The 23,861-nt window shown below is 60.6% G+C and carries 18 protein-coding genes; 5 read left to right on the plus strand and 13 right to left on the minus strand.

Translation table 11 applies throughout. The features are described 5' to 3' along the window. Nucleotides 1–33: 33 nt before the first annotated feature. Nucleotides 34–1,125: an ABC transporter substrate-binding protein gene (locus tag ACVDG9_RS20990; protein ID WP_447238878.1), complete on the minus strand. Its 1,092-nt coding sequence runs from the start codon at nt 1,123–1,125 to the stop codon at nt 34–36. 604 nt (nt 1,126–1,729) lie between these two features. Between ACVDG9_RS20990 and ACVDG9_RS20995 the strand changes: the two genes are divergently transcribed. The 4 genes from ACVDG9_RS20995 (at nt 1,730) to ACVDG9_RS21010 (ending at nt 9,994) form a co-directional block, all read left to right on the plus strand. Continuing rightward, the gene (locus tag ACVDG9_RS20995) at nt 1,730–5,062 is read left to right on the plus strand and encodes a transglutaminase family protein (RefSeq protein WP_447238879.1); all 3,333 of its coding nucleotides are present in this window, start codon (nt 1,730–1,732) and stop codon (nt 5,060–5,062) included. A 33-nt stretch (nt 5,063–5,095) separates the two neighbouring features. Next, nucleotides 5,096–7,501: a circularly permuted type 2 ATP-grasp protein gene (locus tag ACVDG9_RS21000; RefSeq protein ID WP_023003058.1), complete on the plus strand. Its 2,406-nt coding sequence runs from the start codon at nt 5,096–5,098 to the stop codon at nt 7,499–7,501. A gap of 42 nt (nt 7,502–7,543) precedes the next feature. Then, nucleotides 7,544–8,419, plus strand: a complete 876-nt coding sequence (locus tag ACVDG9_RS21005; RefSeq protein WP_023003057.1) for a transglutaminase family protein — start codon at nt 7,544–7,546, stop codon at nt 8,417–8,419. A 138-nt stretch (nt 8,420–8,557) separates the two neighbouring features. Then, nucleotides 8,558–9,994, plus strand: a complete 1,437-nt coding sequence (locus tag ACVDG9_RS21010) for a trypsin-like peptidase domain-containing protein (RefSeq protein WP_447238880.1) — start codon at nt 8,558–8,560, stop codon at nt 9,992–9,994. Between the two features lie 38 nt (nt 9,995–10,032). Here the strand turns inward: ACVDG9_RS21010 and ACVDG9_RS21015 are convergent, their stop codons facing one another. The 9 genes from ACVDG9_RS21015 to ACVDG9_RS21055 all read right to left on the minus strand — a co-directional run bounded on the left by ACVDG9_RS21015 (nt 10,033) and on the right by ACVDG9_RS21055 (nt 20,896). Further along, a complete protein-coding gene (locus ACVDG9_RS21015; RefSeq protein WP_023003055.1) occupies nt 10,033–11,091 on the minus strand; it encodes an ABC transporter ATP-binding protein in 1,059 nt (352 codons plus the stop codon). A 10-nt stretch (nt 11,092–11,101) separates the two neighbouring features. Continuing rightward, nucleotides 11,102–12,391 (minus strand): MGH1-like glycoside hydrolase domain-containing protein, encoded by a 1,290-nt coding sequence (locus ACVDG9_RS21020; RefSeq protein ID WP_168685170.1) that lies wholly within the window; start codon nt 12,389–12,391, stop codon nt 11,102–11,104. Nucleotides 12,392–12,434: 43 nt separating this feature from the next. Beyond that, nucleotides 12,435–13,667 (minus strand): carbohydrate ABC transporter permease, encoded by a 1,233-nt coding sequence (locus ACVDG9_RS21025; protein ID WP_077291865.1) that lies wholly within the window; start codon nt 13,665–13,667, stop codon nt 12,435–12,437. Further along, nucleotides 13,664–14,968, minus strand: coding sequence for a carbohydrate ABC transporter permease (locus ACVDG9_RS21030; protein WP_077291864.1), 1,305 nt, complete (start codon nt 14,966–14,968; stop codon nt 13,664–13,666). The genes ACVDG9_RS21025 and ACVDG9_RS21030 overlap by 4 nt, the downstream gene beginning before the upstream one ends. Nucleotides 14,969–15,168: 200 nt before the next feature. Then, a complete protein-coding gene (locus ACVDG9_RS21035) occupies nt 15,169–16,518 on the minus strand; it encodes an ABC transporter substrate-binding protein (protein ID WP_075284699.1) in 1,350 nt (449 codons plus the stop codon). Nucleotide 16,519: 1 nt separating this feature from the next. Then, a complete protein-coding gene (locus ACVDG9_RS21040) occupies nt 16,520–17,626 on the minus strand; it encodes a LacI family DNA-binding transcriptional regulator (RefSeq protein ID WP_447238881.1) in 1,107 nt (368 codons plus the stop codon). A 297-nt stretch (nt 17,627–17,923) separates the two neighbouring features. Continuing rightward, a complete protein-coding gene (gene rbsD, locus ACVDG9_RS21045; RefSeq protein WP_062487232.1) occupies nt 17,924–18,334 on the minus strand; it encodes a D-ribose pyranase in 411 nt (136 codons plus the stop codon). A 27-nt stretch (nt 18,335–18,361) separates the two neighbouring features. After that, nucleotides 18,362–19,543, minus strand: coding sequence for a GAK system CofD-like protein (locus tag ACVDG9_RS21050; RefSeq protein WP_367020018.1), 1,182 nt, complete (start codon nt 19,541–19,543; stop codon nt 18,362–18,364). A gap of 72 nt (nt 19,544–19,615) precedes the next feature. Continuing rightward, nucleotides 19,616–20,896 carry a glycerate kinase type-2 family protein gene (locus ACVDG9_RS21055; RefSeq protein ID WP_447238882.1) on the minus strand — a complete coding sequence of 427 codons (1,281 nt, stop codon included), beginning with the start codon at nt 20,894–20,896 and terminating at the stop codon, nt 19,616–19,618. 166 nt (nt 20,897–21,062) lie between these two features. Between ACVDG9_RS21055 and ACVDG9_RS21060 the strand changes: the two genes are divergently transcribed. Then, a complete protein-coding gene (locus ACVDG9_RS21060; protein ID WP_208984244.1) occupies nt 21,063–21,452 on the plus strand; it encodes a DUF427 domain-containing protein in 390 nt (129 codons plus the stop codon). A 66-nt stretch (nt 21,453–21,518) separates the two neighbouring features. Here ACVDG9_RS21060 and ACVDG9_RS21065 read toward each other — a convergent pair whose 3' ends face one another. From ACVDG9_RS21065 to ACVDG9_RS21075, 3 genes are read right to left on the minus strand one after another with little or no spacing between them, the layout of a single operon-like run. Further along, nucleotides 21,519–21,890, minus strand: coding sequence for a hotdog family protein (locus ACVDG9_RS21065; RefSeq protein WP_447238883.1), 372 nt, complete (start codon nt 21,888–21,890; stop codon nt 21,519–21,521). After that, on the minus strand, nt 21,887–22,276 hold the full coding sequence (locus ACVDG9_RS21070; protein ID WP_447238884.1) for a MaoC/PaaZ C-terminal domain-containing protein: 390 nt from the start codon (nt 22,274–22,276) through the stop codon (nt 21,887–21,889). Before ACVDG9_RS21070 ends, ACVDG9_RS21065 begins: the two co-directional genes overlap by 4 nt. A gap of 3 nt (nt 22,277–22,279) precedes the next feature. Continuing rightward, the gene (locus ACVDG9_RS21075) at nt 22,280–23,821 is read right to left on the minus strand and encodes an AMP-binding protein (protein WP_023003043.1); all 1,542 of its coding nucleotides are present in this window, start codon (nt 23,819–23,821) and stop codon (nt 22,280–22,282) included. Nucleotides 23,822–23,861: the final 40 nt, after the last annotated feature.

The following is a 23,861-nucleotide window of genomic DNA, read 5'->3' on the forward strand; positions in this document are numbered from 1 at the left end:
ACAACAGCCGTCCACTTCCAGCCGGCACGCCGGTCAACTGCCGGCAGCTTCCAGAATGGCGTCAGCTGAAAAATCGTAGTGGCTATGATTGGAAGACGATTTGCAGAAACGGGCAAAGTCGATCTTGTCCCAATTCCCGTCACCAAGCCTGCTGAGATATAGCTCGACGTTCTGGGCGGTGATCGGCGACATCTTGAACACGACATCGACGAAAACTTCCCCCTGAACGCTTCTGAAGAAATGATCCCTCAGCATCACGATCGCCCAGGCACCTGCAAAGAAATGCCCGCCATGAGTCATGGTCAGTTCGTTGGACCGTACCGCGTTCATGCCGCGGTTCGACCAGTTCAACCCGGCGAACAATATATCCTTGCCGATGTTCAGCCCGGCATCGGTTGCTGCACGCTGTGCACCGAAAGCAATGTCATCGTTCGCACCCCAGACGACGTCAATTCGCGTACGGTTCAAAACGCTTTTCGTCCGCGCGAAAGCAAGTTCCTCGCTCCAGTCGACCGGAATGGCATGGACCAGTTTGACGTCACTGTTGTCTGCGACAGCCCGCAACATGCCGAGTTCCCGCTGCAATCCGGCAGGCGTGGTTGAATCGCCTGTCAGGGACAGCAATCGGATTTCCCCGGCATCCGGGTTGAGCCGCCGCGCTTCGGCAAACAACGACTGTGCCATCTCGTAACCGGCCGTTTCATTGTCCGGAACGACCGAGGCGATAATACCATGAAGATCGATGTTCCTGCGTTCCAGGTCGACCCGTTGCTTCGGTGTCAGCTTGTTGAGCAGGAACAGAACCTTGCTCTCCCGACCCTCCATAAGCTGCATCAGACGGGCAGCCGCCTGGTTCTCGTTGACCAGAATGAAATAGTCCGGCAGCTCCCCCTGTTCCAGCCGGAGGCTGAGAAGCTCTTCCATGCCGTAGGGACGCCGATCGGCGTGCAGGATTTCCAGGTCGACGTTCAGATCGGCAGCAGCCGCCATCATGGTTCTGGACACGTCACCCCAGAAACCGGTCTCACCACCCGGATTGATGAAGGTCACGCGGAAGTCCGCCGCCTGGACCACGCCGGCTGCCACCCAGAACCACACCATGCACAGCAGTCTGACGAACATCATTTTCCTTCGCTCTTCATCCTTGCCCGTCCCGTCTTGCAGCTCTTCACGCAAGAACGGCCCCGCTTCAGATCACGGACATTCACCGCAGCACCGGTTGAATGTTCGAAAGCCGAACGGAACCTTGACATGGGGCCGGCCAATCGCACCGAAACAGTGCCTGGTCATACCCCCGGCGTCATATTAGCCACCACAAATATGTTCTGCAGAAGTGGCAACCACTTACGCACATTTTATTGGCGCATATCCAAAGATTGCCAGAAACCGGCTCCTGAGGCATTCCTGCGTGAAACCCGGCCGCAACAGAGCTGCTGCCTGCTGGCCGTTCGCTGGCAGCCGGCACCTTGATCCGATTGTGTTAATCAATCCGAAATTAGCACAGGAAAAGCGCTCGTCAGAGCCGGCTTCGCCGGAAGGATTGCATCGTGTTTAACGAACCCTGACCGGCGACACGAGATTTCACCTGATTTCCGGTCTTCTCCTTTCACAAGATGCTTGCAGCCCATTCGTGAGGCGAAACTGCCTACAGAAAGACGTGGTTATGCGTTTGATTTTGTGAAAACCTGACACTCGCGCTTTGAAACGGACAAATACCGGGGCCCTGTAAATGTCAATTCGTGCAAGCATTTATCACCTGACCCATTACCGATACGACCGTCCGGTTACCTTAAGCCCGCAGATTATCCGCTTGCGGCCGGCCCCTCACAGCCGCACCCGGGTCCTGTCTCACTCGTTGAAGGTTTCGCCCGAAGGACACTTCGTCAATCACCAGCAGGACCCCTACGGCAACTGGCTGTCCCGCTTCGTGTTTCCCGAGCCTGTACGCGAATTCAAGATCGAAGTGGATCTGGTCGCCGACATGGCCGTCTACAATCCCTTCGATTTCTTCATTGAGGAGAGCGCGGAGGAATGGCCCTTCGACTATCCGCCGGAACTTCGCGAAGATCTTCAGATCTACCGTCGCCTCGACCCGACCGGCCCGCACATGACCGCGTTCCTGGAAACGGTTCCGAAGGATCGCCAGAGAACCGTCGACTTCATCGTCGGGCTGAACGCCAAGGTCTCCCAGACCGTCAACTATGTCATTCGCATGGAGCCTGGCGTACAGACACCGGAAGAAACCTTCGAGAAAGGAACCGGGTCCTGTCGCGATTCCACCTGGCTGCTGGTGCAGGCCCTGCGCCATCTCGGTTTTGCCGCAAGGTTTGTCTCCGGATATCTCATCCAGTTGAAGCCGGATCTGGAAGCACTGGACGGCCCCTCCGGCACCGATCACGATTTCACCGATCTCCATGCCTGGGCCGAGGTCTTCCTGCCGGGTGCAGGCTGGATCGGGCTCGATCCGACCTCCGGCCTTCTGGCAGGCGAAAGCCACATTCCGCTGGCCGCGACGCCGCATTACGTCAACGCCGCCCCGATTGTCGGCATGGCAAGCAAGGCGGAGGTCGACTTTGCCTTCGACATGAAGGTGGCCCGCGTCGCCGAACATCCGCGCATCACCAAGCCGTTTTCAGACGATGCCTGGTCGGCACTCAATCAGCTCGGCACCAAGGTCGACCGGATCCTGTCGCAGGAGGACGTCCGCCTGACCATGGGCGGTGAACCCACCTTCGTCTCGATCGATGATTTCGAAGCCGCAGAATGGAACACCGACGCGGTCGGCCCGACCAAACGCCAGAAGGCGGATATTCTGATCCGCCGGCTGCGTGAACGCTTTGCCCCTGGAGGGTTCCTGCATTACGGCCAGGGGAAATGGTACCCTGGTGAAACCCTGCCCCGCTGGACTTTCTCGCTTTACTGGCGCCGCGACGAAAAACCGATCTGGCATGATCCGGATTTGATCGCGGAAGAAGGCGACGATACCAAGGCCAGCGCAGATCAGGCCGCAGCGCTGCTGCAGGAGATCGCCACGAAGCTGGAAATCGACCCGGACCACGTGGTGGCCGCCTATGAAGACCCGGCGGTGTGGCTGGTGAAGGAAGCCAACCTTCCGGAAAATGTCACCCCGAAAAATTCCAAGCTGGAGGACGCCGAGGCCCGGCATCGTATTGCCCGTGTCTTCGACCGCGGGCTGACCGAACCTGCCGGATATGTGCTGCCGATCCAGCGCTGGCAATCGAAGGCCGGCGGACACCGCTGGCGATCCGAACGCTGGAAGCTGCGCCGTGATGCGCTGTTCCTCGTACCCGGAGACAGCCCTGTCGGCTACCGCCTGCCGCTGGAATCCCTGCCTCATGTCCCACCGGCCCAATATCCCTACACCAACATCGCCGATCCGACCGTCCCGCGCGATCCGTTGCCGGAGTTTCCTGCGGGCCCGCGCGCTGACCGCAGGCAGGATGTCGCCCATTTCACCGCCAGCGAAGGCCAGCAGGACCGGCGGGAACAAACCCTGACGGACGACGAATTTGGCGGGGCATCGGTCAGAACAGCGCTGTCGGTGGAAGCTCGCGACGGACGTCTTTGCGTCTTCATGCCGCCGGTGGAACGGATCGAGGACTATCTGGAACTCATCTCGGTGGCGGAATCTGCTGCGGCTGACTTGAAGCTGCCGGTTCATATCGAAGGATATCCGCCCCCGCCCGACCCGCGCATGAATGTCATCCGCGTTGCACCGGATCCGGGCGTCATCGAGGTCAACATCCATCCGGCGTCCAGCTGGCAGGAATGTGTCGCGATCACCGAAGGCGTCTACGAGGAAGCCCGGCAGTCGCGGCTCGGTGCCGACAAGTTCATGATTGACGGCAAGCACACCGGTACCGGCGGCGGCAACCACGTGGTAGTTGGCGGCGCGACGCCGCTCGACAGTCCGTTCCTGCGCCGGCCTGATCTCCTGCGCAGCCTGATCCTGCACTGGCAGCGCCATCCAAGCCTGTCCTACCTGTTCTCCGGCCTCTTTATCGGCCCGACCTCGCAGGCTCCGCGCGTCGATGAGGCCCGTCATGACGGCCTTTACGAGTTGGAAGTCGCCCTGTCACAGATCCACCGCCCTCATGAAGGGGCAACGCCGTTCCCCTGGCTTGTTGACCGGTTGCTGCGCAACCTTCTGGTGGATGTCACCGGCAACACCCACCGAGCGGAAATCTGCATCGACAAGCTCTATTCGCCCGACGGCCCGACAGGACGGCTAGGCCTCGTCGAGTTTCGCGGCTTCGAAATGCCGCCGAACCCGCGCATGAGCCTTGCCCAGCAGCTGTTGCTCAGGGCGCTCGTTGCGCGCCTGTGGCAGCAGCCACTGTCCGGCAACCTGACCCGTTGGGGCACGGCCCTGCACGACCGGTTCATGCTGCCGCATTATGTCTGGACCGATTTTCTCGACGTCCTGGGGGATCTGGAGCATCACGGTTTTCAGATGCGTCCGGACTGGTTCGAAGCCCAGGCCGAATTCCGCTTCCCCTTCTGCGGAGAACTCGAGGTCGATGGCGTTCACCTGGAACTTCGACAGGCGCTGGAACCCTGGCACGTACTGGGCGAGACCGGCGCCATCGGTGGCACGGTGCGCTATACGGACAGCTCAACCGAACGTCTGCAGGTTAAGCTCACCACCAGCGATCCGGATCGCTACGCCGTCACCTGTAACCGGCGGACCTTGCCGCTCAGGAAAACCGAGACCAACGGCGTTTCGGTTGCCGGTGTCCGTTACAAGGCCTGGCAACCGGCCATGGCGCTGCACCCGGTGCATCCGGTCGACGCCCCGCTGACCTTCGATATCTTCGATCGCTGGAGCGGCCGGGCCCTTGGTGGCTGCGTCTATCATGTTGCTCATCCGGGCGGACGGAACTATGACACGTTTCCTGTCAACGGGAACGAGGCAGAAGCCCGCCGCCTTGCAAGGTTCGAGCCCCACGGCCATACGCCCGGGCTCTATCTTCCGGGGCTTGAACGGCCGCATCCGGAGTTTCCGTTGACGTTGGACCTGCGCAGACCGCAGAATGTCTGACGAACCGGCAGCCCCGCCGACTGGAAACGATGCATGAGCTTGGACGAAAACGCAGAACCCGGAGCGCTTCGCTACGGCCTCTTGAAGGCCTATCGTCCCTTTCCGGATGTTTCGGACGAGCTACTCTTCCCTGATGGCCGGGTAAGACCGGTCTGGCGGCCGTTTCTGGAGCATCTGAGCGCTCTGACGCCGGAGGAAATTACCGAGCGTTTCGCGCGCGGCAATCAGTATCTGAACGATGCCGGGGTCTATTTCCGCCAATACGGGCAGGACGGGGCGAATGAGCGGGAATGGCCGTTGAGCCATATTCCGGTGATCATCAGCCAGGACGACTGGCAGGTGATTGCAGACGGTCTGACCCAGCGCGCCGAACTTCTGGAACAGGTTGTCGCCGATCTTTATGGCGACAACAGGCTGGTGACCAACGGCTACCTTCCGGCAAGCCTGATTGCGCAAAGCCCGGAGTGGCAGCGTCCACTGGTGGGCATCAAGCCGAAATCCGGACACTTTCTGCACTTCCTGTCGTTCGAGATCGGCCGCGGGCCGGACGGAACCTGGTGGGTTCTGTCCGACAGGGCACAGGCGCCTTCCGGTGCCGGCTTCGCGCTGGAAAACCGGGTTGCAACCGGACGCGTCTTCAACGAGTTCTTCGCCCGCGCCAATGTCCATCGGCTGGCCGGGTTTTTCCGACGGTTCCGCGACCACCTGGTCGAGCTGCGTGGAGAAAGCGAAAGCCGCGTTTCGATCCTGACACCAGGCCCGCTGAACGACACCTATTTCGAGCATGCCTACATCGCCCGCTATCTCGGTTTCATGCTGCTGGAAGGGGAGGACCTGACCGTTGAGAACGGCAAGCTGATGGTTCGCACGGTCGCCGGACTGAGGCCCGTCAGCGTTCTCTGGCGGCGCCTTGATGCCGCCTGGGCCGATCCGGTGGAATTGAACGAAACCTCTCACATCGGTACACCAGGTCTTGTTCAGGCGGTCCGCAGCGGCGCAGTCACCATGATCAATGCGCTCGGCACCGGCATTCTGGAAACACGTGCGCTCCTTGCCTTTCTGCCGCGCATCAGCGAACACCTGCTCGGCGAGCCGCTGAAGCTGCCCAACGTCGCGACCTGGTGGTGCGGTGAAGAGGGAACGAAAGCCTACGTGAAAGAAAATGCGGAAGGCATGATGTTCAGCCCCGCGCTGTCGACCGCGCTGCCTTTCACGTCCTCCCATACCGATTTTATCGGCAAGGATTTCGACAAGTTCCACAAGGGCATTCTGGAAACCTGGATCGACAGCAAGAGCGACAGGCTGGTCGGGCAGGAAGCCGTGACCCTGTCGACGACACCTGCCTATGACAACGGGCTTCTGGTCCCCCGGCCGATGAGCCTGCGCGTCTTCCTGGCCCGAACGACCAACGGCTGGGAAGTCATGGCTGGCGGCTTTGCCCGGATCGGACAAACGGAAGATGCAAGTGCGATTGCCATGCAGGCAGGCGGATCGGCGGCCGATGTGTGGATCGTCGGCGGTCAGAAGCCGCACAAGGAAACCTTGCTCCACCAGACGGAATCGCCGTTCTTCAAATCACAGACCGGTTCCCTGCCATCGCGCGCAGCCGACAATCTGTTCTGGCTCGGCCGCTACGTGGAGCGTGCGGAAGGCGCGGTGCGGCTGCTGCGTGCCTATCATGCCCGTTTGATGGAAACGGCGGACCCGGAAGCCCCGCTTGTGGCATTGACGGCGGAATATCTGGACAAGATCGGCATGGCGCCCGTCGAGCCGGTTCCCGATGGCCTGTGCGACATGCTGCAATCGGCCGTCGCCAGCGCTGCAAAGGTACGCGACCGGTTTTCCGTCGATGGCTGGCTGGCGCTGAACGACCTTGCCCAGGCCGCGAACGGCGCCAAGCGCACGATGCGCGACAATGCCGACGTTACCAGAGCCATGGGCCTGCTGCTGCGCAAGATCACCGGCTTTTCAGGTCTTGTGCATGAAAACATGTACAGGTTTATCGGCTGGCGTTTCCTGTCCATCGGCCGTGCACTGGAACGCGCCCACCGGATGGCTGATCTCCTGTCGGTCTTTACCGACGAAGACGCCCCGGAAGGCTCTCTTGAACTGCTGCTTGAGGTTGGCGACAGTGCCATGTCCATGAGCCGGCGTTATGCGGTCTCTCTCAGCCATGCCACCGTGCTGGACCTTTTGGCGATGGACACCAAGAACCCGCGCGCGGTGCTCTACCAGCTGACCGACATGAAAGACCATATCGGCGTGCTGCCCAACGCGACGGAAAACGGACATCTTTCGGAGCTGGCCCGCTCCGTCCTGCAGGTTCACACACTTCTGGCAATCGCCACCCCGGAGACACTGACACCGGCTTCTCTTGCCGATCTTCGCGATCAGATCTCCTATCTCTCCGTGGAGCTGACCGATGCCTATATCCGGTAACGGACGGTCGCTTTCACCCGACACGCCCGACGCGAGGCGCCCGTGCATTACGATGTAACGCTTGAAATCACCTACGACTATGCCAGCCCGGCCAACTACGGACATCATGCGCTCCGGCTGATGCCGGCGACCATTCCCGGCGAGCAGAAGCTGATGGCGGGGCAGATCCATATCGTGCCTGGCCCTTCTGAGCGTCACGACCGGACGGACTTCTTCGGCAATGCTGTCACCGACGTTGCCTACCGGCGCAGCCACAGTGAACTCAGTTTCAAGCTGAAGGCCCGTATCGACAGAACAGCGGTGCCGGAAGAACTCGACATTTCACCGCCGTTGCACGCGCTGGCAAGGGAGCTCTCCGGCGTTCAGTCGCTTGCCCCCAGGGCGCCGGTCCATTTTCTTTCCGCCTCGCCGCGCCTGCCCCTCGACCCCGCATTTGCAGTCTATGCGCAGGACCATGTCGTCCCGGGCATGAGCACGATTTCCGCCGTCGAAGCCATCGGCAAGGCCTTGAACACGGACATGCGTTTCGATGCCGAGGCCACAACAGTCGACACTCCGGCCATCGAGGCGTTCGAGCGGCGTCATGGCGTCTGTCAGGATTTTTCGCACATCATGATCGCATGCCTCAGAAGCATCGGCATTCCGGCAGGCTACGTCAGTGGCTTTCTCCGGACCATTCCGCCGGAAGGCCAGGAACGGCTGGAAGGTGCGGATGCCATGCACGCCTGGGTCAGGGCCTGGTGCGGCATCGAGATCGGCTGGATCGAATATGACCCCACCAATGCCCTCAGGGTCGGACAGGATCACATCGTTGTCGCGCATGGCCGCGACTATGGAGACGCGGCACCGGTGAAAGGCGTGTTGCGCACGTCAGGATCCCAAACCACCGATCACAAGGTCGATGTTGTTCCGCTTTGAAACATGGTTTTTCAGGCCGCTCCATCTGAACACCGCCTCCGGAATTTTATCGCGAGATATCCCCGACTGAGCAGGGCGAGCCTGTTTCCATCATCGCCGTTTTGCTAAAATGTGGAACGCGACCAAGGGGAGCTGGTTATGCGTTCGTTTCTTCATGCCATCGTGTTTTTGCTGGTATCAACCGGCACCGTGCAGGCAGGTTACGATCAGTCCAAGGACTGGTTCCATGCCAGGGACTGGCGAGAACGGGTCCGGATCCAGTTCCTGCTGGTCTTTACGGGAGACTACGCCTCACAGGTGGACGGAACCTTCGGCAGGCTCACCTATAACGCACTCACAACTTTCCAGAAGCACCGGGACTTCACCCCGAACGGTGTGCTCGACGACGAGCAGATGCAGATCCTCCAGCGCGATGGCCTAGACCTTGTCGAACGGGTCGGTTTTGAAACCTACAAGGACACCGTTTCCGGATTGCAGCTCGGCGTTCCGGGCAAGCTCTTCGAACCGTCCACCCAGACGCCGCGCGGACACCTCTGGCGGGCCTACGACAACAGCATCGAACTGGAAACCCTGCAGGTTTCGGCGGAAGAAACCGACTACGCGGCCCTCTACAAGCGCCTGACCGATACCAGCGACGGGCGGACTGTGGAGCACAAGCAATTCCGGAATGACTACTTCGTCGTCTCCGGTCGGCAGGATGGACGTGATTTCTACCTGCGCATGATGAAGACCTCTTCGGACAGCCGCGGCTTTTCGCTTGCCTGGCAGGCACGCCATGCCGTCTTCATGGATCGCGTGGCAGTTGCCATGTCGAACAGCATGACGTTTTACGACGGAACAGATGAGGAGAAACTGGACGCGGTCACATCAGCTCCCGGCCTGCAGGTTCTGGAAGAGGACAACAGCAGCAATCCGCTTCCCAAGGGAGCACGCAAGGATATTATCGGCCGCAAGACCTCCTCCTCCGGCAGCGGCTATTTCCTGACGAGCGAAGGCCACATCGGCACCAATGCACATGTGGTCGGCAACTGCTGCTCGCTGGATATTCCAGGCCACGGTACCGCGAGGCTGGTGAAAGCGGACACGGAAAACGACCTCGCGATCCTGCAGCTTGACAGCGGCAAGTCGGATCATGTTGCGCAGTTCCGCTCAAAACAGCCGATCGTTCGCGGAGAGGAGATTTTCGTGATCGGCTATCCCTTTGCCCAGATCCTGGACAACAACCTGAACTTCACTCCCGGCATGATCTCGTCGCTGGCAGGCGTCAAGGGCGACAGCCGCCATTTCATGCTGACAGCACCGGTACAGCCAGGCAATTCAGGTGGCCCGGTTCTGGACAGGACGGGGGCTGTTGTCGGCACTGTTGTGTCTCGTCTGGACAAGTTCAAGACGCTCAAACTGGCCGGTGACCTGCCGGAAAACGTGAATTTCGCGGTCAGGGGCAAGCTGATGGCGGAGTTCATGGAAGATCTCGGCCTGGCGCCTTCCTACAACACCATAACCAACATCAAGAGCCCAACCCGGATCGACGAGGAGGCTTCTCGATACACCGTGCTGGTGCTCTGCCGGAACTGAACCCGCCGAAAAGGCCGGGTTCATTCCGACAGACTGTCTTAGCGGATGGCCTTGTCTTCACCGTCGAAGAAATGCAGGCGGCTCTCGTCGAAGGTCAGACCAACACGAGTACCCTCCTCCACGTCTTCGGCACCACTGATGCGCACAAGGATCGTTTCAAGCCCGTCGAGCGCCACGTAAAGGAAGGTGTCTGCACCCAGATATTCGGCCACTTCCACCGTCCCGGTGCAATGCCCCTCGCCCGGCGTTGCAAGGCTGATGTGCTCCGGACGGATGCCGAGTTTAACCGGTGTTTGCCCGCTGCCGGCATACGGATAAGGTCCTCCGCCATGCCCGCGCAGCGAAAACCGTCCTTCTTCGAGTGAACAGGGCAACACGTTCATCTTCGGCGAACCGATGAACTGGGCCACGAACAGATTGTCCGGCCGTTCATAAAGTTCGCGCGGTGATCCGACCTGTTCGATCCTGCCGGCCTGCAACACCACGATCTTGTCGGCCAGCGTCATGGCTTCCACCTGATCGTGTGTCACGTAGATCATGGTGGTGCCGAGGCTCTTGTGGAGCCGGGCGACCTCAAAACGCATTTCAACGCGAAGCGCTGCGTCCAGGTTCGACAACGGTTCATCGAACAGGAAGGCACTTGGCTCGCGAACAATGGCGCGGCCGATGGCCACCCGCTGGCGCTGTCCACCCGAAAGCGCCTTGGGGCGCCGGTCGAGATATTCGTCCAGCTTCAGCACTTCAGCAGCCGCATTCACCTTGCGGTCGATCTCCGCCTTGGGAAAGCCTGCCGTCTTCAGACCGAAACCGACATTCTCGCGCACCGACATATGCGGGTAAAGCGCGTAGGACTGGAAGACCATCGACAGTCCCCGCCCCGATGGCGGCAGTGCAGTGACGTCCTTGCCATCGATTTCGATAGCACCACGGCTGGTTTCCTCAAGCCCTGAGATCAGACGCAACAGTGTCGACTTCCCGCAGCCGGACGGTCCGACAAAGATGACAAATTCGCCATCCTTGATGTCGAGGTCGATGCCCTTGATGACCTGCAGGTTGCCGAACCACTTTTCAACCTTGTTGAGCTGGATCGCTCCCATCGCGTCCCCCTTAAGCTGCCTGCTCGGCGTGTGAAGGCGAAGCCCAGGTCAGCCAGATGGCCGACGTCCAGGAGAACGATCCGCCACCTGCTCCTGCGCCCGTTTCCGGACTGAAATATTCCGCAAAGCCCCCGGTTTCGATCAGCCGTGCGGTGTCGGCGCGCAGTCGTTCGGCCCGGACGGCATCGCCTGCTTCGGCAAAGCCTTTCGCGATCATGTAATTGATCATCGCCCACACCGGTCCGCGCCAATACCGCAAGGGCTCGTAACTGCGGTGATCGGGATCATAGGACGGCATCAGGTATTCGACCCGCTCCGCGATCCTGTCAAAATGCGCCTGAAGCGCACCAAGGGTCTGCGGATCATGGAGCCCGGCATAGAGCGCCAGGAAGGAAGCACTGGAGATGCCATCTGTCTGCTTGCCGCGACGCTCGTCAAAAGCGACATGTGCCTTGACCTCATCATTCCAAAGCGTCCGGCTGCCTTTTTCCATCGCCGCGATCCACCCTCGGATCTCGTCGGCTTCCGCACTCATGCCGAGTTTTTCGGCCAGCGCGAGAAGATCCCGGTTGGCGCGCAGGAAGATGAAGGTAACGCCCGGGTCGGCAACGAAGAACGGGCAGGTTTCGGCGACTTTTTCCGGATCCCAGCCTACCTTTCGGCAAGCAGCGACAATGCTGAGATAACGGTCGTAGTCCTCCTTGTGCGGCCGCATGGCCGGATCGACATGAGAGGTGTCCTTCCGCTCATAGGGACCAATGTCCTTGACCTCGACCGCCCGCAGCGCCTCGTCCCAGTCCGGCAGGTTGTCCCGCCCGGATTCCCAGGGGTGAATGACCGCAATGACACCAAGGTTTTTCGGGTCGCGATAGGCAAGATACCAGCGATGCCAGGCCATCAGTTTCGGCAACAAGGCCTTCGCCCGCTCCAATGCCTTGCCGGTCCGGTCAGCCTCCACCAGGCTATGGACAACGGACGCGGCCACCGGCGGCTGGGAATGACCGGAACTCGGGATCGGACCGCCGTCGGTTCCCCACACGCCCGGTCCGGGAAAATAGCTCGGGTCGTCCTTGCGAAACAGGATGTGCGGCACCATTCCGTCGCGCCACTGGCCCTGGAACAGCATCTCGATTTCCTGCCAGGCCCGGTCCTGGTCGAATTCCGCAAACCCCAGGGCGACAAAGACGGAATCCCAGTTCCACTGGTACGGATAAAGACCCTTCGTCGGGATCGTGTACCCGCCCTGGTCGTTTTCGGTCAGGATGGCCTTTGCCGCCTGGTCTAGATCTGCGTGTGCCACAGCGTACTCCCTCGGGCTCTTCAGAGCCCCTTCTCTTGATCGTTCAACCCTTGACGCTGCCGGCCGTCAGGCCCTGGACAAGGAAACGTTCGAACCACAGGAAAATGAAAAGGACGGGCACGGTCGCAATTACCGCGCCCGCCATGAGATGCTGACGTGGCACCTCGGAGGAATTGAGGGACACCACTCCGCGCGACAGCGTGAAGATGTCCGGATCGTCCAGGAACATGAACGCGAACAGGAACTCGTTCCAGGCGATCATGAAGACGTAAAGCGAAACGGAGGCCAGCGCCGGAAGGGACAGCGGCAGGGTGATCTTGAGGATCACGCCGATGCGTGACAGCCCGTCCATCAGTCCGGCTTCCTCCAGCTCCGACGGCAGACCGCGAAAGTAGCCCTGCAGCATGTAGAGCGCGACCGGGATGGTCGTTGCCGGATAGACGATCAACAGGCCGGTGAGCGTGTTGCGCAGGCCAAGCTGCGAGAACACCGCATAGAGCGGGATCACCAGCACGATCGCCGGCACCATGTAGATGAGCAGCACGGAGCGGGCCAGGAATGCCTGCCCCGGAAACCGCAGCCGCGACACGGCATAGGCGCCCGGCACCGAGAACAGCAATGTCAGCACGACGGTTGCCACCGACACGAAGGCGGACACCATCAGGTAACGACCGAAGTTGAACTGGGTGAAAAGCTCGACATAGGACCGGAACAGCCCGCTGATGCCCTGACTGACGTCGATCGACAGGTCCAGCGGATTGGCCAGCAGCGCCTGTTGGCTTTTGAGCGAGGTCATGATCATGACGTAGAACGGCAAGGCGACAATGATCGAGAAGACGACGAAGCCGACGCCCTTCGCGATGCGAATATAGACAACCTCACGCTCGTAGCGCGACATGGCACCAAGCCGGGCCCCACCGAGGCAGATCGCATTGGCACCGGTAACGCCAGCGACAAACATCACCAGACCAAGTCCCTGCCACAAGGAGTGCTGACCAAGCGACAGACCGAAGGGCGCCGCGAAGGAAGCCACCATCAGGACGACGAACAGGACGGCAGCACAAAGCCCCCTGTCCGCCATGGCTCCAGCGCCCCCGGTCGACTGCCTCCAGACCAGAACCAGAGCACTGACAAGCCCCGCAAGACCTGCCGCTGTTGCCTGCGGCTGCGCCACATCGCCGGTCACCAGTGTCAGTGTGACACCGATGACCACCATGGCAGTGACGCCCCAGATCAGGCCGGTCAGCGCCGCGAGAACGATACTGCCGGGTCTCATAGCCCTTCCTCCTTCGGCGAAAAGCGGATGAACAAAGTGGCGAAGGTGACAAGGACGACAAAGACGACCACGGCAACGGCTGCACCGGCGCCGAGATTGGACAGGGCAAATCCCTGCTCATAGACATCGACGGTCAGCGTACGCGTGCCCGCGTTGCCGCCGGTCAGAAGGAAGATGTCGTCGAACTTGTTGAAGGTCCAGATGAAGCGCAGCAGGAACAGGACCGAGAGGATCCCCATCAGTTGCGGCAGCGACAGGTACCAGAACTGTTGCAGCGGCGTCGCACCGTCCATTTCGGCAGCTTCATACATGTCCGTGTTGATCGACTGCATGCGCGCCAGGATGAACAGGAAAGACAGCGGGAAGTAACGCCAGGCCTCGAAGGCAATCACCGTCGTCAGCGCCAGCGGAAACTCCATCGGAATGCCGAGAACGGAAAACTCGATCGCCCTCTGGCCAAAGAAATTGATCGGATCGGCGACAACGCCCATTTTTGTCAGAAGGGCATTGAGCGTGCCGGAAAACGGGTCGAACAGCACGACCCAGGTAAAGGCAACCGCGATCACCGGCGAGACGTAGGGAAACAGGAACAGGCCCCGTAGGACACCGCGACCGGGGAAGGTCGTGTTCAGGAGCTGGGCCGCAAAGAGACCCAGCACCAACGCGCCACCCGTCCCGAAGATGGTATAGTAGAACGTAATGCGCAGCACTGACCAGAACTCGTCCGCGCTGAAGATCCGGCTGAAGTTCTCGAACGTGAATTCGAAGTTGGTCAGCACATTGTTGGCTTCGCCCGAAATAACCGGCTCGCTCGCACGTTCGGGACGGTTTGCATCCAGAAACCCCTGCGACACGGTTCCAACCAGTTCGACGTCACCTCGCCAGCCAGGCGCTACGGTTCCAAGATCGCACGTCAGCGCGGCGCCATTGAGCGAACAGTTTTCGGAATGCGAAGTCACCGTGAAGCCATCGGGCACTACATCGCTCAGCGTCACGTTGCGGACTTCCTCGTCCTGGGACGAATTGCGCAGCCGGTATTCCAGCCGGGCCTCGTCGCCTGGTGCATTTGGCCGACCACGAACCCGTTCGTTGACGAGCACGGTCGGCGGCCGCAGGTCGGCAAGCTGAACCGGTTTCACACTGATCCAGAAATTGGCAAGCAGCGGTCCGGCAACAATCATCAGGATGATGGCAAATGTCGGCGCCAGCATCAGATACGCCAGCCACATTTCACGCCGCTGCATCGGACCGATGCCTTTCGGCGGCCCTGAGGAAGCGTCAGCTTCGGTTTTGGTGTTCATGTTTCCGCCCGGGGTCTAGATCCCGTTCTGCCGTTGGCGACCGACAAGTCCCAACCGGCAACTGTCTGGAGCCCATCTCGGCTGCCGGCAATGCAGCGGCAGGAGATTGGGAAGGACCGGGCATCCGATAGACGCCCGGTCCGGGCCGTTATGTGCGGGCTTTCCCACCCCCTCGTGGGGTCTTGAGGGGTGGAAAGGCGTTACTGGATCTTGGCCAGTTCTTCATTGAGCTTGGCAACGGTTGCCGCAGCATCGCGTTCGTCGTCGATGTATTCACGCACCAGACGGTTCATCACCTGGCTGTTGATCATCTTGGAGGCAAGCGAGAGCTGGCCTTCCTTGACGCCCCAGCGGCTGGCGGTGTCGAGACCGGAGACGATGGTCTTGATGGTGTCGGCATCGTAGAGATCGGTCAGCGGCGCCTTGCGGTCGACACCCACCGGGAGCTTTGCCCAGCCATCGACGAATTCGGTCGCGTTGTCGGCAGAACCACGACGGATCGGGAACTTGCCTTCCGGCGCGATCGACAGGGTCGACAGGTAGCCGTCATCCATGGAGAACTCGACGAACTGCATCGCCGCTTCCGTGTCCGCGTCGTTGGTGATGCCGAAGTAACGGATGTCAGCCCAGGCTGCCCCATCTGGATTGGACGGGCCGCTCAAGGTGGTGACAACACCGGTCTTGGAAGCAAGTTCCGTGGAAGTCGGATCGTCAGTGATGGTCGGCGGAGCGCTGTCCCGCAGGCCGGCAAGCTCATCCAGGATGAACGGCGACCAGATGATCATGGCTGCTTTGCCGGCAAAATAAAGCTCGCGCGACTGCTTCCAGAAGAGGTCACCGGGAGGCGATGCCTTGGCGATGGCCTTGTAGAACTCCAGCGCTTCGACAGTCTTCTTCTCGTCCAGCGGCTTGAAACCGTCGTCACCGACAGGGCTGACACCATTGGCCAGAAGCACGTGCTCCAGCACCTGGCTCATGAAGTTCTCGTCAACCTTGGTCGCGGCGACGAAGCCGAACATTTCAGGCGGGTTATGCAGTTTTTCGACGGCCGCCAGAATGTCTTCGTAGCTGTCCGGAGCGGCAAGGCCGTTTTCCTCAAAGAGGTCCTTGCGGTAGATCACCATCTGGGTCCAGCCGTCCACAGGCACGGAGGCGACACCGTCTTCAACGGCAGCCATGGCAACCGCGCCAGGCGCGAATGTGCCGGCACCCAGTTTTTCAAACACTTCGGTCGCAGCTTCCGTATCCAGGATGCCTGCTTCGGCCCAGGGCAGCGCGTATTGCAGCGTGTGATAGATGACATCCGGCAGATCGCCGGCGGCAAAGGCTGCCGTGGCACGCGTGCCGAGATCGGATTCCGTCACCGGAATGACGTCCACCTCGATGCCTGTCTTATCCTTGAACGCGGCGGCCATTTCTTCCTGCTTGGCCAGGCGTTCCGGTTGTTCTTCAGTCGTCCAGAACCGCAACGTCTCGGCCTGTGCGGCCGTCAGACCGAGCGTCAGAACGCCCGCGATGGTCGAGGCCAGGAATGTTGTCCTCCCAAACATATTACTCTCCCTTCCTGCCGGAATGTGGCTGTTGGTTCAGCCGGTCGCGGAGCGCGCTTGCAAGCGCCTCCGATGAATTTGCCGGAGCGCCATCCGAGGCGCGCCGGATCAGGTTTGCCTTGGCAAGGGCCTGCAGATCCGTGGGGTTCTTGCCGTCCAGAACATCGATAAGCATGCGGGCAACCCTGCCGCCTGCTTCCTGGGCGCTTTGCGAAAAGGTCGTCAGCGGCGGGTCCAGGTATTCGCCCACCGGCAGGCCGTCATAGCCGACGACGGTAACGTCGGAGCCGACCTTCAGACCGAACTTGCGGCAGTACTGCACCGCTCCGATGGCAAGGGCGTCAGTCACGCACAAAAGTGCGGTCGGCGGCGCCTCCAGCGACAACAGCGCCTCGGCCCCTGCAAAGCCGCCTTTTTCGCTGAGCGGCTGAAGATTTTCCAATGCCGGATCATGCGCAAGGCCCAGGGCCTCCAGGCCCTGCCTGTACCCGTTGCGGCGCTGAAGCGCGAAGTTGAGTTCCATCGGACCGCCGATGAACCCGATCCGCTCGTGTCCGAGGCTGTAGAGGTGGCGAACGCCGTCAGCAAAGGCCGCCTCGTTATCGATATCGAACCAGGCATAGCCTGCCGGATCGCGCGTGCGGCCGTGGGCAACGAATGGAAAATTCTGTTCCCGCAGATAGGCGATGCGCGAATCGTCCACTTCCGTTCGGGTGACGATGAAACCGTCCACCTTGCGCCTGGCGATCAGCCGCTTCACGGTCTCGATCATGTGTTCGCGCGAATGGGCAGTGGTCACCAGAAGGTCCAGCCCCAGTTCGTCGAGAGCTCTTGCGATGCCGTCGATGAACTCGGACAGGAACGGATCCGCTCCACTGCCGTGACCCACGGGGATGACGATGCCGAGCGTGTCCTGACGTCCGCGCTTCAGATTGCGTGCGGTGGCCGACGGCTGATAGCCCAGATCCTGAACAGCCTTGAGGATACGTCTGCGGGTGGCTTCGGAAATATCGGTGTAATTGTTGAGGACCCGCGACACGGTTCCTTTCGCAACGCCCACATGGCGCGCCACGTCATCAATGGTGACGGAATCGCGAAGTCGCGACATCGATCCTCCCTGCGAGCCCGAAGGGCTCAATTCCCGGCCTGCAGCCTCAAAAGGCAACAGATTGTTTTATTGAGGAAAATTTTTACAAAACCGATTTTGCAAGTCAACAAAATCGGTTTTGGAGATCAAATTTTTATTTTTTGCAGAGCGGGAAGCGACTGACGTTGCAACGAAACATGCCGCCGCAACGTTTCGGAAAACAAAAATGGGAGGAGTATTTCCACTCCCCCCTCGCGCCGGTCAGTTCTCATCGATGGCTGTGGAGACAGGCCTTGCAGACACCGTCTGCGGCGATTGTCAGAACGGTACGCCGGAGACGAGAATCAGATTTGCATAAGGCGTGCATTCACCGGTACGAATGACCGCACGTGCCTTCGAACAACGCTCCTTGAAGTCCTCGTGAGACATGCGGACATGTTCGATCGGCTTGCCTGTATCAGCCGCCCAATGGGCCAGCCGGACCTCGATCTGCGTGACGAGATCTTCCGATGCCTCGTCCGCAAAGACCGCCTGCTCGACGATCATTTCATCGGCCAGCGCTTCCAGAACATCGAAGAAGGCCGGAATACCGGGGCTGACTGCCAGGTCGATCACACCAACATTGGCAGGAACCGGAAGGCCTGCATCGGCAAGGACGATCTCGTCCATATGGCCGAGCGAGGCTACCAGTTTGCTGAGATGCCGGTTTAGAAGCTTCGTACGTTTCATGGCCTTGTCCTGAATGTTCGGTGGTGATTACGTCAGCGAGACCAGAGTTTCGCAAAGCGGCACAGGGGCATAATAGGGTGCGGACGCCTTGCTGACGAGATCGAGCCGAAGCACGGAAAGCCCAAGCGCCTGCAGCCCTTCCGTTTCCTTCTCCGGAACCGCTTGGTCGACGATCACGAAGTTGAGCAGACGGTCGACCGGGCAATCGCTGCCCGCGTCCCGCCGCAAATAGGCAAGCAGGGTCTGCACCTTGTCGGCAACGCTCATCGTGCCGGTTTCCGGATCCTGCCCCGTTCCGGGCACATAGACCTTCGGAACGGTGCGTGCGGCAATGGCTTTTCCGACGCCTTTCGGCAGAAGATTCGCGATCAGGCTGGTATAGAAACTGCCCGGCGCATAACAGATGAGGTCAGCGGACTGGATGAGGCTCCGGTTGCGGTCCGGAAACGCTGCTTCCGCAGGGTCCTTGCCGGTCAGCCCCCGATTGAGGAACAGGTTCCTGATCGGCGAAACCAGTGGCGGATGCTCCTTGCCGGTCAGAAGATGCTGGCCGATGACAACCTCGCCATCCTCAAGGTCTGCCCCCAGGTGCAGGTTGTCGTCTGCAACGGCCCGGACGGTGCCTTGAACACCCACCAGCTTGGCCACCAGAAAGATGATCGGTTCAAGTTGCTGGTTCTGGTTGAGGTAACCACCTGCCAGGATCAGGTTGCCGATGCTGGCGCCGCGAAGGTCGAAATCTATCGGACGTGCGGCGTGAAACATGCCCAGCTGATTCTGGATGAGCGTGCGCATCGGCTGCTCTATCGCCTCCACCAGCGGATGCGTTCCGGCGATCATGCTTTCCAGCTCGGCGGCCAGATCCACTTGCGAGGCTGTTTTCGAAAACCGATGTGTGAACAGGCGAAAAACGTCCGGATGGCCGAGCACCGTTTCGTCGGCGAGTGCCATCAACCGGCTTCTGAGATCACCAATGGCCGGCATGTTGAAGGCAATCCTGAGCCCTTGCGAGCTGCCGCCGGAATCGAACGGTGTCACCAGGTGGATGGAATTATGCGTGTAGCGCTTCAGGCACTGGGCGACACCGTTGAGTGCCGATCCACCGCTGAAGAACAGCGTCCTCGGGCCAAGCTTGGGATTGGACAGAAACCGTTCGATCCGAAACGGATCCGGCAGGCGCGCCACACGGGTGATGGTGATTTCAGTCAAGTCCGGTCCCTTGGGAATTCCGGCGCCATTTGCCGGGTAAAGTATTTGCGGGCGTTCGTCCCGGCCAATGCACTATCCGATCCATATGGCACGGAAATCATTGACATTCGTCAGTGTCGGCCCGGTGACAACCTGATCTCCGATCGTGTCGAAAAAGCGGTGAGCGTCATTGGTAAGAAGTGCCTCTTCCACATCGGCACCCGCCTTGTCCGCCCTCGCCAACGTATCCGGGCCAATGACAGCACCCGCTACCTCTGCTGCCCCGTCGACACCGTCCGTGTCGCAAGCGATCGCGTGGATACCTGGAGCCCCGCGCAAGGCAAAGGCAAGAGCCAGGGCGTATTCGGCGTTCGGTCCGCCAATGCCCTCGCCGCGTCGGGTCACCGTCAGCTCACCGCCGGACAGGAGCAGCAAGGGCCGGCTGCCTTCGGGGCGCTCGCTCTGGCGGCTGAGGGCAAGCTCTGCATGGGCACGCGCAACTTCCCGCGCTTCGCCTTCCAGGGCATCCCCCAGGATCTCGACATCACAGCCTTCTGCTTCGGCAAGTGTCCGGGCAGCTTCCAGCGACTGGGAGGGAGCTGCGAAGATGACATTCGACACACGGCTAAGCTTTTCGTCATCGGGCTTCAACACACCGCTTCCGGCGGCGAGAACCTGTTGCACCGAAGCCGGCACTTCGATCTTCCACTGCTCCAGGATCGCCTTGGCATCGGCCGTCGTGCTGGTATCGCCAACCGTCGGACCGGACCCGATTTCAGCAGGATTGTCACCGGGAACATCGGAGATGAGCAGAGCCAGCATCTTTGCAGGATAGGCAGCGGCTGCCAATTGTCCGCCCTTCACCCGGCTCAGATGTTTCCGCACGACGTTCATCTGGCCGATTGGCGCACCGGAGGCCAGAAGCGCCTGGTTGACCGCCTGCTTTTCGGCCAGCGAGATTTCTCCGGCAGGCGCAATCAGCAAGGCCGAGGCACCACCGGACATGAGCGCCAGCACGTAGTCGTTCTCACCCAGGCCGGAAACAAGCTCGATCATGCGTTTGGTCGCGACAAACCCCATTTCGTCCGGAACCGGATGCGCGGCCTCCACGATCTCGATCCCTTCGCACGGCCTCGCGTAGCCATAGCGCGTGATCACCAGGCCCTCGCACGGCCCCCAGATGTTTTCGACCGCTTCCGCCATTCGGGCGGAGGCCTTGCCTGCGCCGATCACCACGACGCGGCCCGCTGGTTTCTCCGGCAGAAACGCACCAAGGCTCTGCATCGGGTCCGCCACTTCGACGGCCCGCAGGAACAGCCGTTTCAAAAAATCCTGAACGCTTTCGGCCATGGCACCACTTCTTCCTAAATTCATGTTCTCCTGTTTGAGCGCAGAACTGCAGGAATTATCAAGGCCGAAACGATGACCTTCAACCTGCGAACGCCCAAAACCCAGCGAAACCGTGTGCCCTGCAGCATAGAATTGTTTTGCGTTTCACCGTCACCATCCACACATGAGGGCCAATTCCACGGAGGACCTCATGACTGCGCAGACAATGCCCGCCTTCGATACGGCGATCCGCAACCCGGAAAACCCCGACCACCTGATGGTGATTAAGGACGTGCCCCGGCGAATTCGCATCTATCAGGGCGCGGCCCTGCTGGCGGACAGCATCAATGCGGTTCGCGTTCTTGAAATCGGCAAGTCTTTTTATGACCCCGTGATCTACGTGCCGGAAGCCGATCTCAAGACCCGGTTCGGGTATGTCGACAAGTCTACCCATTGCCCCATCAAGGGCGACGCCAGCTACATTTCCCATGATGGCGAGGAGATCGGCTGGGTCTACAGATCCCCGGTGCCGATGGCGGAGAAACTTGCCGGGCACTACGCCTTCTGGCCATCCAAGGTCCGGATCATCGAGGGCGAGTAGAAGGCCCTCGAATGCGCACCCGGTCAGCCTAACGCCGCTCGGCAGCCAAAAACCTGTAACAACGGCTCAGTCCTTGCCGACATCCTCGACATAGACCAGCGCCCGGCCCTGACAGATGCGGGTGCCGTCCTCGGCTTCACAAACCGTTTCCAGATCGACCAGGTGTTTTTCCGGCCGCAAGCGCGTGATGGTCACCGAGGCCGTCAGCGTCTCCCCAACCGGGGCAGGCGCCAGAAACTCCAGGTTCTGCTTCAGGTAGTTGGTTCCTCTCCCCGGCAGTTCGACGCCCAGCAGATAGGAAAAGAGCCCGCCGATCAGTGGTCCCGGAACAGACACCGGTACTTCCGCACCGTTTCCGGCAAGCTGCGCGAAACCACGCATGTCGTCTTCTGTGTAGCTGCGTTTGACTTCCGCGCGCGCTCCGACTTCCATGCTCATGTCCGCCCCCCCAGTTTGCAGGAACCGGACAAGGTCACGGCCCCGTCCGCTGCACGGGCGACCTCGATCAGGATCAGGTCCCCATCGTCCTCGCTCGGCGTGAACGAAAACGTTAGCTCCTCATCCGCATAGGCCGGATTGGGAAACATCAAAGTCTGCACGGCATGGCTTCGCCCCGGATGGAGGGCCTCCAGATGCGCAAAGACCCGCGTATAAAGCAGCATTCCGTGGGAGACCGTCCGACCGAACCGTGTGCGAGCCGAAAATTCGGGATCGACGTGGATCGGGTTGTCATCACCGGACAGATCGGCAAAGGCATCGAAATCCTCCTGACGGGGGATCCAGCTAAACGTTGCGCTGTGCTGCGCGTCAGCGGTCAGGCTCATCGGTTATGCTTTCTCCAGGGAATTGTCGGCAAGGAAGTCGTCTTTCAGAATGTTCTTGCGCACCTTGCCCGCCGCGGTGCGCGGCAGGTCGTCAACGACGGTAAAGCTTTTCGGCACCTTGTAGGGCGCCAGCTGCTTGCGGCACCAGTCGGCCAACGTCGTCGTATCGAGGTCTTCGCCGGGACGTACAATCAGGAAGGCCGCACCGACCTCGCCCCACTTAGCATCAGGCACACCAATCACCACGGCCTCCAGAACGGCCGGATGTCCAACAAGAACCTTCTCGACTTCGGCCGGATAGACGTTCTCGCCTCCCGAGATGTACATGTCCTTGATCCGGTCGACGATGTAGTAGTAGCCGTCCTCGTCGCGGCGCCCGATGTCACCGGATTTCAGCCAGCCGTCGACCGTGAAGGTGGCAACCGTCGCTTCCTTGTTGTCCATGTAGCCCGGCGTGATGTTCGGCCCGCGAAACTGGACTTCCCCTTCCCCCGGCCCTTCGACGATACCGCCATCGCCGTCGACCAGGCGAACATCCGTCAGGATCTGCGGTTTTCCGACTGAACCGATCTTGGCGGGCGCATGGCCCTTGTCCATCAGGAACACGGTTGGCCCGGTCTCGGTCATGCCCATGCCGTTGCAGATGGTGACGCCCCGCTCCTGAAACTCCGACAACAGGTGTTTCGGCACCGGCGCACCGCCACAGCCGAGCGAGCGGACCTTCGAAAAATTCGTCTTGCCGATCCTGGGTGACAGCGCCAGCGCCTGATAGATCGCCGGAACACCGAAAAAGCAGGTGACGTTTCCGGCGGAAACGAGATCAAGCACGGTCTCCGGGTCGAACTTGCGCAAGACAGTCGACATGCCGCCGTTCAGGAAGATCGGCAGCGTCGGCAGGTTAATCCCCGCCGTATGGAAGAGCGGCAAGAAATTGACGCCCTTTTCGCCGATCGAAAGACCCGTTGCCTGGCAGTAGTTGATCATGTTGGCATAGGCCATGCCTGCCGTCTGGATGACCGCCTTGGGCAGGCCCGTCGTTCCGGAGGTGTAAAGCAGATACCAGGGGGCTGAAGCCTTGACCTTGCCGCAGCCGATCGCTGCAGGACTTGCCCCCGTCAGAAGACGATCAAGAGCGCTGCCACCCCGGCCCTCGGCGCCCAGCGGCAGAAGCGACAGGCCGGTTGTGGCGGCAAGTTCTTCGGCAATCTCGACAAACGCAAGATCATGAAACAGCAGCTTCGCACCGGAGGCCGCCAATATGGGCTGCAGCTCGGCAACCGGCTGCCGCCAGTTGAGCGGCACCAGCAGGATGCCGGTTTTCTGAGCCGCAAACAGCAGCACGAAGAAATCCGGGTGGTTATGGCAGAGCACCGCCATGCGGTCGCCCTTGGCAAGGCCGCGACCCAGCAGAAGGTTGCCCAACCGGGTGGCGCGCTCGTTGATCTCGCAGAAACTGAAAGATCTGCCGCTTTCATGATCGACAAAGGCTGTCGCCCCGGGCGTGAGCTCCGCCCGTTTTGCGGCCATGTCGGTTAAATATTCCATGCGTCCTCCCAACACCTGGCGGGGCCTCGAGCCAGCGCCC

It is taken from the genome of Roseibium sp. RP-7, from assembly GCF_053005225.1.

What these genes read in the sequence shown, in the direction of transcription:
- ACVDG9_RS21065 (WP_447238883.1), bottom strand. Translation starts at nt 21,890, where the DNA reads ATGAGCATGGAAGTCGGAGCGCGCGCGGAAGTCAAACGCAGCTACACA.
- ACVDG9_RS21055 (WP_447238882.1), bottom strand. Translation starts at nt 20,896, where the DNA reads ATGAATTTAGGAAGAAGTGGTGCCATGGCCGAAAGCGTTCAGGATTTT.
- ACVDG9_RS21000 (WP_023003058.1), top strand. Translation starts at nt 5,096, where the DNA reads ATGAGCTTGGACGAAAACGCAGAACCCGGAGCGCTTCGCTACGGCCTC.
- ACVDG9_RS20995 (WP_447238879.1), top strand. Translation starts at nt 1,730, where the DNA reads ATGTCAATTCGTGCAAGCATTTATCACCTGACCCATTACCGATACGAC.
- ACVDG9_RS21035 (WP_075284699.1), bottom strand. Translation starts at nt 16,518, where the DNA reads ATGTTTGGGAGGACAACATTCCTGGCCTCGACCATCGCGGGCGTTCTG.
- rbsD (WP_062487232.1), bottom strand. Translation starts at nt 18,334, where the DNA reads ATGAAACGTACGAAGCTTCTAAACCGGCATCTCAGCAAACTGGTAGCC.
- ACVDG9_RS21015 (WP_023003055.1), bottom strand. Translation starts at nt 11,091, where the DNA reads ATGGGAGCGATCCAGCTCAACAAGGTTGAAAAGTGGTTCGGCAACCTG.
- ACVDG9_RS21025 (WP_077291865.1), bottom strand. Translation starts at nt 13,667, where the DNA reads ATGAGACCCGGCAGTATCGTTCTCGCGGCGCTGACCGGCCTGATCTGG.
- ACVDG9_RS21060 (WP_208984244.1), top strand. Translation starts at nt 21,063, where the DNA reads ATGACTGCGCAGACAATGCCCGCCTTCGATACGGCGATCCGCAACCCG.
- ACVDG9_RS21040 (WP_447238881.1), bottom strand. Translation starts at nt 17,626, where the DNA reads ATGTCGCGACTTCGCGATTCCGTCACCATTGATGACGTGGCGCGCCAT.
- ACVDG9_RS21075 (WP_023003043.1), bottom strand. Translation starts at nt 23,821, where the DNA reads ATGGAATATTTAACCGACATGGCCGCAAAACGGGCGGAGCTCACGCCC.
- ACVDG9_RS20990 (WP_447238878.1), bottom strand. Translation starts at nt 1,125, where the DNA reads ATGATGTTCGTCAGACTGCTGTGCATGGTGTGGTTCTGGGTGGCAGCC.
- ACVDG9_RS21010 (WP_447238880.1), top strand. Translation starts at nt 8,558, where the DNA reads ATGCGTTCGTTTCTTCATGCCATCGTGTTTTTGCTGGTATCAACCGGC.
- ACVDG9_RS21070 (WP_447238884.1), bottom strand. Translation starts at nt 22,276, where the DNA reads ATGAGCCTGACCGCTGACGCGCAGCACAGCGCAACGTTTAGCTGGATC.
- ACVDG9_RS21030 (WP_077291864.1), bottom strand. Translation starts at nt 14,968, where the DNA reads ATGAACACCAAAACCGAAGCTGACGCTTCCTCAGGGCCGCCGAAAGGC.